Origin of the sequence: Rhizobacter sp. Root404, from assembly GCF_001425865.1 — a bacterium.
Taxonomy (GTDB): Bacteria; Pseudomonadota; Gammaproteobacteria; order Burkholderiales; family Burkholderiaceae_C; genus LMDS01.
Window position 1 is genome coordinate 457,609 of sequence record NZ_LMDS01000005.1, and the last position, 14,862, is coordinate 472,470.

At 69.7% G+C, this 14,862-nt stretch carries 15 protein-coding genes; 13 read left to right on the forward strand and 2 right to left on the reverse strand.

Annotation, left to right across the window (positions count from 1 at the left end; translation table 11 throughout):
* The first annotated feature begins 5 nt into the window (after window positions 1–5).
* The 10 genes from iscU (at window position 6) to kdpE (ending at window position 11,492) form a co-directional block, all read left to right on the forward strand.
* Window positions 6–392 (forward strand): Fe-S cluster assembly scaffold IscU, encoded by a 387-nt coding sequence (iscU, locus tag ASC76_RS16290; protein WP_056468544.1) that lies wholly within the window; start codon window positions 6–8, stop codon window positions 390–392.
* 5 nt (window positions 393–397) lie between these two features.
* On the forward strand, window positions 398–721 hold the full coding sequence (iscA, locus tag ASC76_RS16295) for an iron-sulfur cluster assembly protein IscA (RefSeq protein ID WP_056468547.1): 324 nt from the start codon (window positions 398–400) through the stop codon (window positions 719–721).
* Between the two features lie 55 nt (window positions 722–776).
* Window positions 777–1,295 carry a Fe-S protein assembly co-chaperone HscB gene (gene hscB, locus ASC76_RS16300; protein WP_056468550.1) on the forward strand — a complete coding sequence of 173 codons (519 nt, stop codon included), beginning with the start codon at window positions 777–779 and terminating at the stop codon, window positions 1,293–1,295.
* A 4-nt stretch (window positions 1,296–1,299) separates the two neighbouring features.
* Window positions 1,300–3,156 carry a Fe-S protein assembly chaperone HscA gene (hscA, locus tag ASC76_RS16305; RefSeq protein ID WP_056468553.1) on the forward strand — a complete coding sequence of 619 codons (1,857 nt, stop codon included), beginning with the start codon at window positions 1,300–1,302 and terminating at the stop codon, window positions 3,154–3,156.
* A 14-nt stretch (window positions 3,157–3,170) separates the two neighbouring features.
* A complete protein-coding gene (fdx, locus tag ASC76_RS16310) occupies window positions 3,171–3,509 on the forward strand; it encodes an ISC system 2Fe-2S type ferredoxin (RefSeq protein ID WP_056468556.1) in 339 nt (112 codons plus the stop codon).
* A gap of 124 nt (window positions 3,510–3,633) precedes the next feature.
* A complete protein-coding gene (kdpA, locus tag ASC76_RS16315) occupies window positions 3,634–5,355 on the forward strand; it encodes a potassium-transporting ATPase subunit KdpA (protein WP_056468559.1) in 1,722 nt (573 codons plus the stop codon).
* Window positions 5,352–7,478 carry a potassium-transporting ATPase subunit KdpB gene (gene kdpB, locus ASC76_RS16320; RefSeq protein ID WP_371262141.1) on the forward strand — a complete coding sequence of 709 codons (2,127 nt, stop codon included), beginning with the start codon at window positions 5,352–5,354 and terminating at the stop codon, window positions 7,476–7,478. Before kdpA ends, kdpB begins: the two co-directional genes overlap by 4 nt.
* Before the next feature lie 15 nt (window positions 7,479–7,493).
* Complete coding sequence (gene kdpC / locus ASC76_RS16325; protein WP_056468562.1) at window positions 7,494–8,069, forward strand: potassium-transporting ATPase subunit KdpC; 576 nt, start codon at window positions 7,494–7,496, stop codon at window positions 8,067–8,069.
* A 13-nt stretch (window positions 8,070–8,082) separates the two neighbouring features.
* Window positions 8,083–10,800, forward strand: a complete 2,718-nt coding sequence (locus ASC76_RS16330) for a DUF4118 domain-containing protein (protein ID WP_056468565.1) — start codon at window positions 8,083–8,085, stop codon at window positions 10,798–10,800.
* The gene (gene kdpE / locus ASC76_RS16335) at window positions 10,797–11,492 is read left to right on the forward strand and encodes a two-component system response regulator KdpE (RefSeq protein WP_056468568.1); all 696 of its coding nucleotides are present in this window, start codon (window positions 10,797–10,799) and stop codon (window positions 11,490–11,492) included. Before ASC76_RS16330 ends, kdpE begins: the two co-directional genes overlap by 4 nt.
* A gap of 12 nt (window positions 11,493–11,504) precedes the next feature.
* Here kdpE and ASC76_RS16340 read toward each other — a convergent pair whose 3' ends face one another.
* Window positions 11,505–11,702: a hypothetical protein gene (locus ASC76_RS16340; RefSeq protein WP_235580490.1), complete on the reverse strand. Its 198-nt coding sequence runs from the start codon at window positions 11,700–11,702 to the stop codon at window positions 11,505–11,507.
* 265 nt (window positions 11,703–11,967) lie between these two features.
* Entirely contained in the window at window positions 11,968–12,432 is a 465-nt protein-coding gene (locus ASC76_RS16345; RefSeq protein WP_157615759.1) for a hypothetical protein, read from the reverse strand.
* Between the two features lie 76 nt (window positions 12,433–12,508).
* Here ASC76_RS16345 and ASC76_RS16350 point away from each other — a divergent pair, with 76 nt between their 5' ends.
* The 3 genes from ASC76_RS16350 to ASC76_RS16360 all read left to right on the forward strand — a co-directional run bounded on the left by ASC76_RS16350 (window position 12,509) and on the right by ASC76_RS16360 (window position 14,860).
* A complete protein-coding gene (locus tag ASC76_RS16350) occupies window positions 12,509–13,222 on the forward strand; it encodes an autoinducer binding domain-containing protein (protein WP_056468577.1) in 714 nt (237 codons plus the stop codon).
* A gap of 156 nt (window positions 13,223–13,378) precedes the next feature.
* On the forward strand, window positions 13,379–13,591 hold the full coding sequence (locus tag ASC76_RS16355) for a hypothetical protein (protein ID WP_056468581.1): 213 nt from the start codon (window positions 13,379–13,381) through the stop codon (window positions 13,589–13,591).
* Between the two features lie 9 nt (window positions 13,592–13,600).
* Window positions 13,601–14,860 (forward strand): HlyD family efflux transporter periplasmic adaptor subunit, encoded by a 1,260-nt coding sequence (locus tag ASC76_RS16360; protein WP_056468584.1) that lies wholly within the window; start codon window positions 13,601–13,603, stop codon window positions 14,858–14,860.
* Window positions 14,861–14,862: the final 2 nt, after the last annotated feature.

Here is a 14,862-nt window from a genome sequence, read left to right on the forward strand (position 1 = left end):
ACGACATGGCATACAGCGAAAAAGTGGTCGAGCATTACGAGAATCCCCGCAACGTCGGCTCGTTCGACAAGGGCGACGACTCGGTCGGCACCGGCATGGTCGGCGCGCCGGCCTGCGGCGACGTGATGAAGCTGCAGATCAAGGTGAACCCGGTGACGGGCCTGATCGAAGACGCCAAGTTCAAGACCTACGGCTGCGGCTCGGCGATCGCGTCGAGCTCGCTCGTCACCGAGTGGGTCAAGGGCAAGTCGCTCGACGAGGCACTGACGATCAAGAACACCCACATCGCCGAGGAACTGGCGCTGCCGCCGGTCAAGATCCACTGCTCGATCCTGGCGGAAGACGCGATCAAGGCGGCGGTGAACGACTACAAGGCCAAGAAAGCGCACTGATCGTCATGGCAGTCACCCTCACCGAAGCCGCGGCTCGCCATGTCTCGCGCTACATCACGAAGCGTGGCAAGGGCGTGGGCGTGCGGCTGGGCGTCAAGACGACTGGCTGCTCGGGCCTGGCCTACAAGCTCGAGTACGCCGACGACTTCGCGCCCGAAGACACGGTGTTCGAAGGCCACGGCGTCAAGGTGCTGGTCGATCCGAAGAGCCTGCCCTACATCGACGGCACCGAGCTTGATTTCGTCCGCGAGGGGCTGAACGAGGGCTTCAAGTTCCACAACCCGCGCGAGAAGGACCGCTGCGGCTGCGGCGAATCGTTCCGCGTGTGAGCCGTCGATTCGCTTGCAAAGGCGCGGCCGTGGTCGCGCCTTTTTGTTGATGCCCATGAACCTCGCCAGCACCGACTTCGAACTGTTCGACATCGCACCGCGCTTCGCGCTGGATCGCGCCGCGCTGGATGCGCGCTGGCGTGCGCTGCAGGGCGAGGTCCATCCCGACAGGTTCGCGGCCGAGGGCGCCGCCGCGCAGCGCGTGGCGATGCAGTGGGCGGTGCGCGTCAACGAGGCCTATCAGCGCCTGAAGGACCCCGTCAAGCGCGCCGCGTACCTGTGCGAACTGAACGGCGCGCCGATCGAGGCCGAGAACAACACCGCGATGCCAGCCGCGTTCCTGATGCAGCAGATGGAATGGCGCGAGGCGCTCGACGACGCGGCGACGTTGGCGCAGGTCGAGGCGCTGGCCGACGAGGTGTCGTCGCATGGCAAGTCGGCCCTGGCGACGCTGCAGGCCACGCTCGACGAACGGCACGACTACGCCGCCGCCGCACAGCAGGTCAGAGCCCTCATGTTCAGCGAGCGCTTTGCGCACGACATCGATAAGCGCCTGGAAGCGCTGGGACAATAACGCGATGGCTCTCCTGCAAATCTCCGAACCCGGTGGCGCACCCGATCCGCACCAGCGCCGCATCGCGATCGGCATCGACCTCGGCACCACGCACTCGCTGGTCGCGGCGGTGCGTCACGGCGTCGCCGAATGCCTGCCCGATGAACACGGCCGCGTGATCCTGCCGTCCGCGGTGCGCTACCTCGCCGACGGCAAGCGCCAGATCGGCGCGGCCGCGCTGGCCGAAGCGGCTGTCGACCCGCGCAACACGCTGGTCTCGGTGAAGCGATTCATGGGCCGCGGGATCAACGACATCGAGGGCCGCGACAAGCTGCCATACGAGTTCGTCGACGCGCCGGGCATGGTGCAGATGCGCACCGTCGCCGGCATCAAGTCGCCGGTCGAGGTCTCGGCCGAGATCCTCGCGACGCTGCGATACCGTGCCGAGGACACCTTCGACGACGAGGTGTTCGGCGCGGTCGTCACCGTACCCGCCTACTTCGACGACGCGCAGCGCCAGGCGACGAAGGACGCCGCGCAGCTCGCCGGCCTGAACGTGCTGCGGCTGATCAGCGAGCCCACCGCCGCCGCGATCGCCTATGGCCTCGAGAATGGCTCGGAAGGCCTGTACGCGGTCTACGACCTCGGCGGCGGCACCTTCGACATCTCGCTTCTGCGGCTGACTGCCGGCGTGTTCGAGGTGGTCGCGACCGGCGGCGACTCGGCCCTCGGCGGCGACGACTTCGACGCCGCGCTCGCCGCGTGGGCGCTGACCGAGGCGAAGCTCGACGCGCAGACGCCGCAGGACAAGCGCGCCGTGCTCGTCGCCGCGCGTGCTGCGAAGGAGAAGCTCTCGGCCGCCGACCATGCGACGCTGGCGTGCCCGCTGGCCAGCGGCGAGCTCGCGGCGCGGGTCACCCGCGCGCAGTTCGAGTCCATCGCGCAGCCGCTGCTCGCGAAGACGCTCGCCGCGGTGCGCAAGGTGCTGCGCGACGCGAAGACCGACAGGTCCGAGGTCAAGGGCGTCGTGATGGTCGGCGGCTCCACCCGCATGCCGATGGTGCAGGCGGCGGTCGGCGAGTTCTTCGGCCAGACGCCGCTGACCAACCTGAACCCGGACGAAGTCGTCGCGCTCGGCGCCGCCATCCAGGCCAACGCGCTGGCGGGCAACGCCGGCGCCGACGAACTGCTGCTGCTCGACGTGATCGCGCTGTCGCTCGGCCTCGAGACCATGGGCGGCCTCGTCGAACGCATCATCCCGCGCAACAGCACGATCCCGACCGCCCGCGCGCAGGATTTCACCACCTTCAAGGACGGCCAGACCGCGATCGCGATCCACGTCGTGCAGGGTGAGCGCGAGGTCGTCAGCGACTGCCGCTCGCTGGCGAGATTCGAGCTGCGCGGCATCCCGCCGATGGTCGCCGGCGCCGCCCGGGTGCGCGTCAGTTTTGCGGTCGATGCCGATGGTCTGCTGAACGTCACCGCACGCGAAGAGACCTCCGGCGTCGAGGCCGCGATCACCGTGAAGCCGAGCTACGGCCTGGCCGACGAGGAGATCGCGCGCATGCTGACCGAGAGCTTCAGCACGGCCGAGGCCGACATGGTCGAGCGCAGCCTGCGCGAGTCCCGGGTCGAAGCCGAGCGCATGCTGCTCGCGACCCGTGCGGCGCTCGCGGTCGATGGCGATCTGCAGTCGGCCGCCGAACGCGACGAGGTCGAGGCGCTGCTTGTCGCGTTGCAGGCCAGCCGCGAAGGCACCGACCACCACGCGATCGACGCGGCCGTCGAGGCGCTCGCCAAGGGCACCGAAGCCTTCGCGGCGGAGCGCATGAACCGCAGCATCCGCGTCGCGCTCGCCGGCAAGCGCGTCGACCAGCTCTGAAGAGAATCGTCCCCATGCCCATCATCAAGATCCTGCCGCACGCCGAGTACTGTCCCGACGGCGCGCAGATCGAGGCGCCGAGCGGCACGTCGATCTGCGAGGCGCTGCTCGACCATCACATCAACATCGAGCACGCCTGCGAGCTGAGCTGCGCCTGCACCACCTGCCACGTCGTCGTGCGCCAGGGCCTGGCGTCGCTCGGCGAGATGGACGAGGCCGAGGAAGACCTGCTCGACCGCGCGTGGGGCCTGGAGCCGAATTCACGTCTGTCGTGCCAGGCGATCCTGTCGAACCAGGACGTGACGATCGAGATTCCGAAGTACACGATCAACCACGCCAAGGAAGGGCACTGACCGACGCGCGAGCGCGGCCGGTCTTGATGCTTTCTTGACGCGCCTCGGCGCAGTCTCTACACCGATTTGACGCGGCCCTCGCCACCATTCGAGGCATGAAAGTGTCTCGAAAGGTCGGTGTCGAATGAACGCCTCGGCGTGGACCCAGCTGGTGGTCTTTCTCGCTGTGCTCGCGGCGATTGCGTGGCCGCTCGGCCGCTGGATTGCTCTGCTCGCGGACGGGCGAATGCCGACGTGGCTCGCGCCGCTGGTGCGCGCCGAGCACGTCCTTTATCGGCTCGCGGGCGTGGACGTCGCGGCGCCGTCGGGGTGGAAGCCGTATGCCATCGGCCTGCTCGCGTTCAATGCGCTCGGCGTGGTCGTCGTCTTCGCGCTGCAACTGCTGCAGGGTGCCTTGCCGCTGAACCCGCAGGCGCTGCCCGGCATCGGCGTCGATTCGGCGTTCAACACCGCGATCAGCTTCGTCACCAACACGAACTGGCAGGGCTACGCCGGCGAAACGACGATGAGCTACCTGACCCAGATGCTCGCGCTGACCGTGCAGAATTTCCTGTCCGCGGCGAGCGGCATCGCGGTCGCGTTCGCATTGATCCGCGGCTTTGCTGCGCGCTCGACCGGCGCCGTCGGCAACGTGTGGGCCGACCTGACACGCGTCACGCTCTACCTGCTGCTGCCGCTTTCGCTGGTGTTCGCGCTGGTGCTGGCCGGCCAGGGCGTGATCCAGAACTTCGACGCCTACCGCGACGTCAGGACGCTGGAAGGCGGCATGCAACAGATCGCGATGGGCCCGGTCGCCTCGCAGGAAGCGATCAAGATGCTCGGCACCAACGGCGGCGGGTTCTTCAACGCCAACTCGGCGCATCCTTTCGAGAACCCGACGGCGCTCGCCAATGCATTGCAGATGCTGGCGATCTTCCTGATCCCGGCGGCGCTGGTCTTCGCGTTCGGCCGGCTGGTCGGCGACATGCGGCAGGGCTGGGCGGTGCTCGCGGCGATGACAGTCCTGTTCGTCGCCGCGGTGCTGATCGCCACACCCGCCGAGCAGGCAGGCAACCTGCAGTTCACGGGGCTCGGCATCGATCAGTCGGCCTCCGTGTTTCAGCCGGGCGGCAACATGGAGGGCAAGGAGGCGCGCTTCGGCATCAATGCGAGCACGCTGTTCGCCGTCGTCACCACGGCGGCATCCTGCGGTGCCGTGAATGCGATGCACGACTCCTTCACCGCGCTGGGCGGCGCGGTGCCGCTCGCACTGATCCAGCTCGGCGAGGTCGTGTTCGGCGGCGTCGGCTCGGGCCTGTACGGGATGCTAGTGTTCGCGATTCTCGCGGTCTTCATCGCCGGGCTGATGATCGGCCGCACGCCCGAGTACCTGGGCAAGAAGATCGAGTCCTTCGAGATGAAGATGACCTCGGTCGCGATCCTGGTCACGCCGATCCTCGTGCTCGGCTGCACGGCGCTGGCGGTCAGCGTCGAGGCAGGCCGGGCCGGCATCGCGAACCCCGGGCCGCACGGCTTCTCCGAAATCCTCTACGCGTTCAGCTCGGCCGCCAACAACAACGGCAGCGCGTTCGCCGGGCTGTCCGCGAACACGCCGTTCTACAACCTCTTGCTGGCCGTCGCGATGGCGGTCGGTCGCTTCGCAGTGATCGTGCCCGTGCTCGCCATCGCGGGCAGCCTGGCGGCAAAGCAGCGGCTGCCCGTCACGGCCGGCACGCTGCCGACGCATGGCCCGCTGTTCGTCGCGCTGCTGATCGGTGCGGTTCTGCTGGTCGGCTTGTTGAATTACGTGCCGGCGCTCGCGCTCGGCCCGGTCGTCGAGCACGTCATGCAGGGAGCGCCGCGATGAGCCGCCATCAATCAGGCATGCATGCGATGAACCCGTCCCGTTCGTTCGCGCTGTTCGACCCGGCGCTGGTGAGGCCGGCGCTCGGCGATGCGCTGAGCAAGCTGAGTCCGCGCGTCCAATGGCGCAACCCGGTCATGTTCGTCGTCTACCTCGGCAGCATCGTCACCACGCTGATCGGCGCCCAGGCGCTGGTCTGGCCGGGCGCCGCCTCCGAAGGCGCAGCCCCGGCCGGCTTCGTGCTCGCGATCGCCGCGTGGTTGTGGATCACGGTGCTGTTCGCGAACTTCGCGGAGGCACTGGCCGAGGGTCGCAGCAAGGCGCAGGCGGCATCGCTGCGCGGCATGAAGCGCAGCGTGATCGCCAAGAAGCTGCTCGAGCCGCGTCATGGGTCCGCATGGATTCCGTTGCAGGCGGACGAGTTGCGCGCCGGGGTCGTCGTGCTGGTCGAGGCGGGCGACGTGATCCCGCTCGATGGCGAGGTGATCGAGGGGGTCGCCTCGGTCGACGAGAGCGCGATCACCGGCGAATCGGCCCCGGTGATCCGCGAGTCGGGCGGCGACTTCTCGTCCGTCACCGGCGGCACGCGCGTGCTGTCGGACTGGCTGGTGGTGCGCACCGCCGTCAACCCGGGCGAATCGTTCGTGGACCGGATGATCGCGATGGTGGAGGGCGCGCGCCGCCAGAAGACACCGAACGAGATCGCGCTCGACATCCTGTTGGTCGCCCTGACCCTCGTGTTCCTGGTCGTCGTCGTGACGCTGCTGCCGATGTCGATCTTCAGCGTGGAGACGGCGAGGCAAGGGTCGGCCGTGACGGTCACGGCGCTGATCGCGCTGCTGGTGTGCCTGATCCCGACCACCATCGGTGCGCTGCTCTCGGCCATCGGCGTTGCCGGCATGAGCCGCATGATGCAAGCCAACGTGATCGCGACCTCGGGCCGCGCGGTGGAGGCCGCCGGCGACGTCGACGTGCTGCTGATGGACAAGACCGGCACGATCACGCTCGGCAACCGCCAGGCGTCGGCGTTCGTCGCCGCGCCGGGCGTGACCGATGCGGCGCTCGCCGACGCCGCCCAGCTCGCGTCGCTGGCCGACGAGACGCCCGAGGGCCGCAGCATCGTCGTCCTCGCGAAGCAGCTGTTCGGCCTGCGCGAGCGCGAGATGGCGAGCCTGGGGGCGAGCTTCGTGCCCTTCACGGCGCAGACGCGGATGAGCGGCGTCGACCTCGCCACGACCGATGGGCCGCGCCAGATCCGCAAGGGCGCCGGCGACGCGATCCGCCGCCACGTCGAGGCGCTGGGCGGCCGCTGGCCGGCGCCGGTGCAGGTCGCCGCGGACGACATCGCCCGGCGCGGCAGCACCCCGCTGGTGGTGTCCGACGGCGCCCGCGCGCTCGGCGTGGTCGAGCTCAAGGACATCGTCAAGGGCGGCATCAAGGAGCGCTTCGCCGAACTCCGGCGCATGGGCATCCGCACCATCATGATCACCGGCGACAACCGGCTCACGGCCGCCGCGATCGCGGCCGAAGCCGGGGTCGACGACTTTCTTGCCGAGGCGACGCCCGAGGCCAAGCTCGCGCTGATCCGCAAGTACCAGGGCGAGGGCCGCCTGGTCGCGATGACCGGCGACGGCACCAACGACGCCCCGGCACTCGCGCAGGCCGATGTCGCGGTGGCGATGAACACCGGCACGCAGGCCGCGAAGGAGGCCGGCAACATGGTCGACCTCGACTCCAACCCGACCAAGCTGCTGGAGATCGTCGAGACCGGCAAGCAGCTGCTGATGACCCGCGGCGCGTTGACCACCTTCTCGATCGCAAACGACGTGGCGAAGTATTTCGCGATCATCCCGGCCGCGTTCGCAACGACCTACCCGCAGCTCGAGGCGCTGGACGTGATGCGCCTGCACAGCCCGTCGTCGGCCATCCTCGCGGCCGTGATCTTCAATGCGGTCGTCATCGTCTTCCTGATCCCGCTGGCGTTGAAGGGCGTGCGCTACCGCGCGATCGGAGCGTCGGCGCTGCTGCGTCGCAACGTGCTGGTGTACGGCCTGGGCGGCCTGGTCGTGCCGTTCATCGGCATCAAGCTGATCGACCTCGCGCTCGCCGCGACCCACCTGTTCTGAGATCGGAGATCCACCATGTCCGCCATCGTTCGCCCGGTCCTCGTGCTCTTCTTCGTGCTCAGTGTCGTGACCGGGGTGGCCTATCCGTTGGTCGTCACCGCGCTGGCGCAGGGCGTGTTTCCGGCGCAGGCGGCCGGCAGTCTCGTCGCGCGCGACGGGCGGGTCGTCGGCTCGGCGCTGCTGGGGCAGCCGTTTGCCGATCCCCGCAACTTCTGGCCTCGCCCCTCCGCCACGTCGCCGACGCCCTACAACGCGGCGAACAGCGGCGGCTCGAACCTGGGACCGACGAACCCGGCGCTGCTGGACGCCGTCAAGGCGCGCATCGCCGTGCTGCGGGCCGCCGATCCGCAGAACGCGCAGGCGGTGCCCGTCGACCTGGTCACCGCCTCGGCCAGCGGGCTGGACCCGGACATCAGCGTCGCCGCGGCGCGCTACCAGGCGGCGCGTGTGGCGCGCGCGCGCGGATGGCCGCCGGCACAGGTCGAGGCGCTGATCGCGGCGCATGCCGAGTCGTCCCGGCTCGGCTTCCTGGGCGAGCCGCGCGTCAATGTGCTGGCGCTGAACCTGGCGCTCGCCGCAGCAAAACGCTGAGCGCAGGCCGACAATGGACGGGATGCGGCCCGATCCCGACCACCTCCTGCAGCAGCTTCAGGCGCGGGAAGTGCGTGCGGAGCGCGGCCGGCTGCGCATCTACTTCGGCGCCTCTGCGGGCGTGGGCAAGACCTTCGCGATGCTGGCGGCCGGCCGCCAGCTCAGGGCCGGCGGGGTCGACGTGGTGGCCGGGGTGGTGGAGACGCACGGCCGCGCCGAGACGGCGGCGCAGCTCGCAGGGACCGACGTGCTGCCGCCGATGCTGCGTGCCTGGCGTGGGCGCGAGCTGCCCGAGTTCGATCTCGACGCCGCGTTGCGGCGCCGACCGGCACTGATCCTGATCGACGAACTGGCCCACAGCAACGTCGCCGGCTCGCGCCACCCGAAGCGCTGGCAGGATGTCGACGAGCTGCTCGCCGCCGGCATCGATGTGTACACCACCCTGAACGTGCAGCACCTTGAGAGCCTGAACGACGTGGTTGGCGGCATCACCGGCATCCGTGTCCACGAGACGCTGCCCGACAAGGTGTTCGACCGGGCCGACGAAGTGGTGCTGGTCGACACGCCGGCCGAGGAGCTGATCGGCCGGCTGCGCGCCGGCAAGATCTACCTTCCGCCGCAGGCCGAACGCGCGGCGCAGAACTTCTTCCGCAAGGGCAACCTGATGGCGTTGCGCGAGCTGGCGCTGCGTCGCACGGCCGATCGCGTCGAGGGCGACGTGCAGGCCTACCGGGTCGAGGCGTCGATCGCGCCGGTCTGGAAGACCGAGGCGGCATTGCTGTGCTGCATCGGCCCGCGCGACGGGGACGATCATGTCGTGCGCAGCGCGGCCCGATTGGCGCAACAGCTCGCGGTCAGCTGGCATGCGGTGTACGTGGAGACCCCGGCGCTGCAAGGCCTGCCTGCGGCCGACCGCGAACGCATCCTGCGCACCGTCCAGCTGGCCGAGGAGCTCGGTGCGACCACGGCCGTGCTGTCGGCGCAGAACGTGCCGGAGGCATTGGCCGCGCATGCGCGCCATCACAACCTGTCCAAGCTGGTGATGGGCCACAACGCGCCGCGCCGCTGGTGGCAGCGCGAGGCGCTGGGGCGTCGGCTGGCGGCGCTGGCGCCGGAATTCGATCTGGTCGAGGTCGGTGCCGGCCGCGGAGCCGCCGCTCGGCGCGCGCCGAGCGAGGCACGCGGCGACGAATCGGTCACGCCACGATCCGTCGCGGGCTACCTCTGGGCGGCTGCGGCCTGCGGCGCGACCACCTTGATCGCGACGCCGCTCGCGCCGGTCTTCGATCTCGCCAACATCGTGATGCTGTTCCTGCTCGCGGTCGTCGGCGTCGCGGTCAGGTTCGGCCGCGGGCCGGCGGTGCTGGCGGCGTTCCTGAACGTGGCGGCATTCGACTACTTCTTCGTGTCGCCGCGCCTGTCGTTCGCGGTCAGCGATGTCCAGTACCTGCTCACGTTCGGCGTGATGCTCGTCGTCGGCCTGGTCACCGGCCAGCTCACGGCCGGGCTGCGTGCGCAGGCCCGCGTGGCCACGCTGCGCGAGTCGCGCTCACGAGCCCTGTTCGAGGTGGCGCGCGATCTGTCCAGCGTGCTGGTGACCGAGCAGTGCGTGGAGATCGCCGAGCGCGCGGTGGCCCGCGAGTTCCGCGGCCCGGCGCACGTGTTCCTGCTCGACGCCGCGGACCGCCTGCAGATGCCGGCGTCCGCGACGACCGACGCGGCGCTCGACCTCGGCACCGCGCAGTGGGCGCTCGACCATGGCGAGCCGGCCGGGCTGGGCACGGACACCTTGCCCGGCAGCGCCTGGCGTTATCTGCCGTTGCAGGCACCGATGCGGGCGCGGGGCGTGCTGGCGCTGCGTCCCGCGCAAGCGCGCGTGCTGCTGGTTCCCGAGCAGCGGCGCCAGCTCGAGACCCTCGCGGTGCTGACGGCGATCGCACTGGAGCGGGTTCACTACGTCGAGGTCGCGCAGCAGGCGACGCTGCAGATCGAGACCGAGCGGCTGCGCAACTCGCTGCTGTCCGCGCTCTCGCACGACCTGCGCACGCCGCTGGCCGCGCTGTACGGCCTGGCCGACACGCTGGCCGCCAGCACTCCGCCGCTGCCGCCGCAGCCGCGCGAGATCGCGCAGGCGCTGAGCATCGAGGCGCGGCGCATGAATGCGATGGTCGACAAGCTGCTCGACATGGCGCGCCTCCAGAGTGGCACGGTGCAGCTCAAGCGCGAGTGGCTGCCGATCGAGGAGGTCGTCGGCACCGCGGTGCAGTCGGTCGAGAGCGCGCTGGCGGGCCACCTCGTGCGGGTGGAGCTCGCGCCCGGCCTGCCGCTGGTCGAGATCGACGCGGTGCTGATCGAGCGCGTCATTGCCAACCTGCTGGAGAACGCCGCGAAGTACACGCCGGCCGGCAGCACGGTGACCATCGCGGCGCACGTGGCCGCGCCCGATTTCGTCGTCACGGTGAGCGACGACGGTCCCGGGCTCCCGGCCGGCGCAGCGGACCGGTTGTTCGACAAGTTCACCCGCGGCGTGCGGGAGTCGCACACGCCGGGTGTCGGGCTCGGCCTGGCGATCTGTCGCGCGATCGTCGAGGCGCACGGCGGGCGCATCGACGTCGAGCAGCCGCCGGATTCCGCGCCGGGCACGGCCCGCCCCGGCGCGCACTTCCGCTTCACGCTGCCGCTCGGTGCGGCGCCCGAAGCGCCGCCGGGCGAGGAGGGCGAGCCCGCATGAACCCGACCCGGCCCGTGGCCGTGATCGTCGAGGACGAGCCGCAGATCCGCCGTTTCGTGCGGGCCGCGCTCGAGGCGCAGGACTGGCAGGTCTTCGAGGCGGATGCGCTCGGGCGCGGCCTGAGCGAGGCCGGCACGCGGCGGCCCGATCTGATCGTTCTGGACCTCGGCCTGCCCGACGGCGACGGCGTCGATTTCCTGCGGGACCTGCGCGCCTGGTCGCAGGTGCCGGTGATCGTGCTGTCCGCGCGCACCGACGAGGCCGACAAGATCGCGGCGCTCGATGCCGGGGCCGACGACTACCTGACCAAGCCCTTCGGCGTCGGCGAGATGATGGCGCGGGTCCGGGTGGCGTTGCGCCGTCAGCGGCAGGTGGCCGATGCGAGTGAATCGACATTCGTGTTCGGCGATGTGACGGTCGAGTTCACGACTCGTCGCGTGCGGCGCGGCGACAATGTCGTCCACCTGACGCCGATCGAGTACCGGCTGCTCGCGGTGCTGATCGCGAATGCGGGGCGGGTGCTGACGCACCGGACGCTGTTGCGCGAGACCTGGGGCCCGGCGCATGGGGATCGCACGCACTACCTGCGGGTCTACATGGCCAATTTGCGCCAGAAGCTCGAGGCCGATCCGGCCCGGCCGCGCCACCTGATCACCGAAACCGGCGTCGGATACCGATTGCTGGTCGACTGAGGGGTTGCGTGGTCAGCGCTCCGGGGGCGGCTGAGTTGCCGCCAACGCCCGGCGCAACCAGCCGCCCAGCGGGCGCAGCGAGCCGAACAGCGAATCGGGCACGAGCGCCTCACGCGTGGCGATCAGGTCGCGGCCTTCCAGCATCTCGAGGAACGCACGCACCTCGTGGCGGCGGATGCCGCTGCACTCGGCGAGCTGGGCGAGCGTCATGTGGCGATGCGACATGTCGCTCAACATGCGCCGATAGGCGATGCGATCGAATGGCGGCCGCAACTGCGGCCAGGCGACAAGGCGGTATTCCTTCATGGCTCCAACGACGGTTCGTATCGAAAACGACGTCTGCGCGCCGCTGCTCGAACTGAGCCCGCAGGGTAGTCGGTTCTGGCCATTCGCGGGCGGGAAGTTGCGGGAATGTCGGGTAAATACTGATGGCAATTCGCGTCACTTTCATTTCGATCGGTGACGCGAATCGCGCTCAGGACGGCTTTCCCAGGGCGCGCTGAACTTCGGTCTGCCATGGCAACCCATGCACCAGGGGATGCAGGTGGACGGCCACCTGGGTCTGGGTCATGACGTCGCCCTGCGCGTCGAGCAGCCGCAGGTTGGTGATCATCCCCAGGGGGTCGGACATCGCGACGACGCCATGCCGCACCTCGATCCAGTCCCATGCCACGCCGGCGGCATGGCGCTCGTTCTGGTCGCCCCACAGCGTCTGGCCACTGCAGGGGCAGTCGTCGTCGCCAAATGTCAACACGCGGGTGCCCAGGTGCACCAGATGAAGCTGGGGTGCCGAGGCGGCCTGCCACAATACGGGTGTCCAAGAGTAGACAATCCAAGCGGGAGTCATGGCCGCGGACAGCGTGGTCGGGTCGATGATCGAACCTCTTCGAGAGTGATTGAATGATGTCCAGAGTGTGGCAACAGATTCGTTGCCTGCCATCTGTCAACGTTTACAGGTTGCGCACCGGTGTTTTGCCGGTGTGTGACTTGACGCGCGTGCGGGCCTGAGTGTCGTCATGCTCCAGGGCGGCTTCTCCGAAGTTCTGAAAAGTCGAGATCGCGACGAGTTCAAGGATGAGCTCGTGTCGTTCACCCGGCGGCTCGGCTTCGAAACTGTTTCCGCCACGCTGGTGCTGGACCACATGCTGGGCGAGGCCGAGTTCATCACGGTCGACAACACGCCCGGCGCCTACCGCGAATCGTTCGAGGACCCGGACAGCTGGCGCCGCGATCCGGTCATGCAGCACTGCAAGCGCCAGAGCGTGCCGATCATCTGGGACCAGGCCACCTACGTGGGCAAGGGCGCCGGCGAGCTGTGGGAGGAGATGGCCCGCTTCGGCTATTGCAACGGCATCAGCCTGGCACTGCACATGCCGGAAGGGCGCCATTTCCTGCTCGGCGTCGACCGGGACCGACCGGTGCCGGAAGATCCGGCCGAACTGACCCGCATGGTGGCCGACCTGCAACTCTTCGCGGTGCATGCGCAGGATGCCGCCGCCCGCATCCTGATCCCGGCATCAGCCGATCCGGCGCTGCCTTCGCTGACGCCGCGCGAACTCGAATCGCTCCGCTGGACGATGGAAGGCAAGACCGCGTGGGAAGTCGGCCACGTGCTCGGAATCACCGAGCGGACGGCGTCGCTGCACGTCAACAACGCGACCCACAAGCTGGGGTGCGTCAACAAGCACCAGGCGGTGCTGAAGGCGTTGCGGCTGGGCCTGCTGCGCTGACGCGGTAGCGCCCGGGCGGCCGGGTCCCCATGCCGGCGGGCGCCTGTGGCGTCAAGCCCCACCCTGTAAGACTTGACAGTTACCCGTTTCACGGCGCTCTGCTGCAATGGTCTCCGTGCGCGTTGAGCGCATCAGCCAACCTCTCGGAGTCCTGTCATGCAAACCAAAACTCACGCCGATCTGACCCTCAACACGGCCGCCCGCCGCAGTGCCGACAAGCCCGGCCTGGCCGCACCGGTCGAGCTCGCGCCGGCCGACCTGCGCCTCGTCGGCGGCGGTCTCGCGCCACGTGGCGGCTGGTCGGCGACCGCCGATTCGACGCTGACGACGACCGACACGTCCGTGCAGGCGCCGCGCGGCGGCTGGTAAGACGCGGCGGTGGCCGGCCTGTTCCGCACCGAGGTCCTCGAACACCGCGAACGCGACTGGCTCGGCAGCATCCAGCTGATCCGGCCGGTCTCGCTCGCGGCGCTGACCACGCTCGCGCTCGTCGCGGCGCTGGCTGTGGGCGCTTATCTGGTGCTGGGCGAGTACACGCGCAAGGCGCGCGTGACGGGCTATCTCGTGCCCGATCGCGGGCTGATCCGACTGATGGCGCCACAGGCGGCGATGGTGATCGAGAGCCACGTCGCCGAGGGCCGATCGGTGCGCCGCGGCGACGTGCTGTTCGTTCTCGACGTCAGCCAGGCCACGCCCAGTGGCGACACGCAGGGCGCCGTGCAATCGAGCATCGCGGCGCGCAGCGCGAGCCTGCGCGGCACCGCGCACCAGCGCGATCTGCTGCAGCAGAACCAGGCCGCCGCGCTCGATCGCCAGGTCGAGGACATGCAGCGGGAGCTGGCCTCGATGAAGCTGGAGACCGAGCTGCAAATGCAGCGGCTGGCGCTCGCGCAGCAGGCGCAAATCCAGTTCGAATCGCTGCGCAACGACAACTTCGTCTCCTCCGCGCAGGTCCGCACCAAGGCCGAGGAGGTGCTGAACGTCAGGGCCCAGCTGCAGGCGCTCGAGCGCCAGCGCAGCACGCGCCTGCGCGAGATCGCCGCCTTGCAGGCGCAGCGCCGCGAGCTCCCGCTGCAGGCGCAGGCCGCGCGCGGCGCGATCGACCGTGACCTGGAGGCCCTGGCGCAACAGGCCGCGGAAACGGAAGCCCGCCGTCGCATCGTCGTGCGCGCGCCGCAGGACGGCATGGTCAGCGCCGTGCTGGCCGAACCGGGGCAGACGGTCACGCCCGGGGTCGCGCTCGCCAGCTTGCTGCCGGCCGGCGCCAGGCTGCAGGCCTACCTGTACGCCCCGTCGAGCGCAGTCGGCTTCGTGCGCGCGAACCAGCCGGTGCAACTGCGCTACCAGGCCTTCCCGTACCAGAAGTTCGGGCAGCAGGCCGGCGAGGTGGTGCAGGTGTCGCGCTCGCCGCTGCAGGCCGCCGAGCTGGCCGGGCTGGCGTTGCCGGGCGCACTCAGCCACGGCGGCGAGCCGCTCTACCGCATCACCGTGACGCTCGCGGCGCAGAGCGTGTCGGCGTATGGCCAGGCGCAGGCACTCGCGCCGGGCATGCAGCTCGAGGCCGACGTGCTGCTCGACCGGCGCCGCCTGATCGAGTGGTTGTTCGAACCGGTGCTCGGCATCGCCGGGCGGGTCTGACG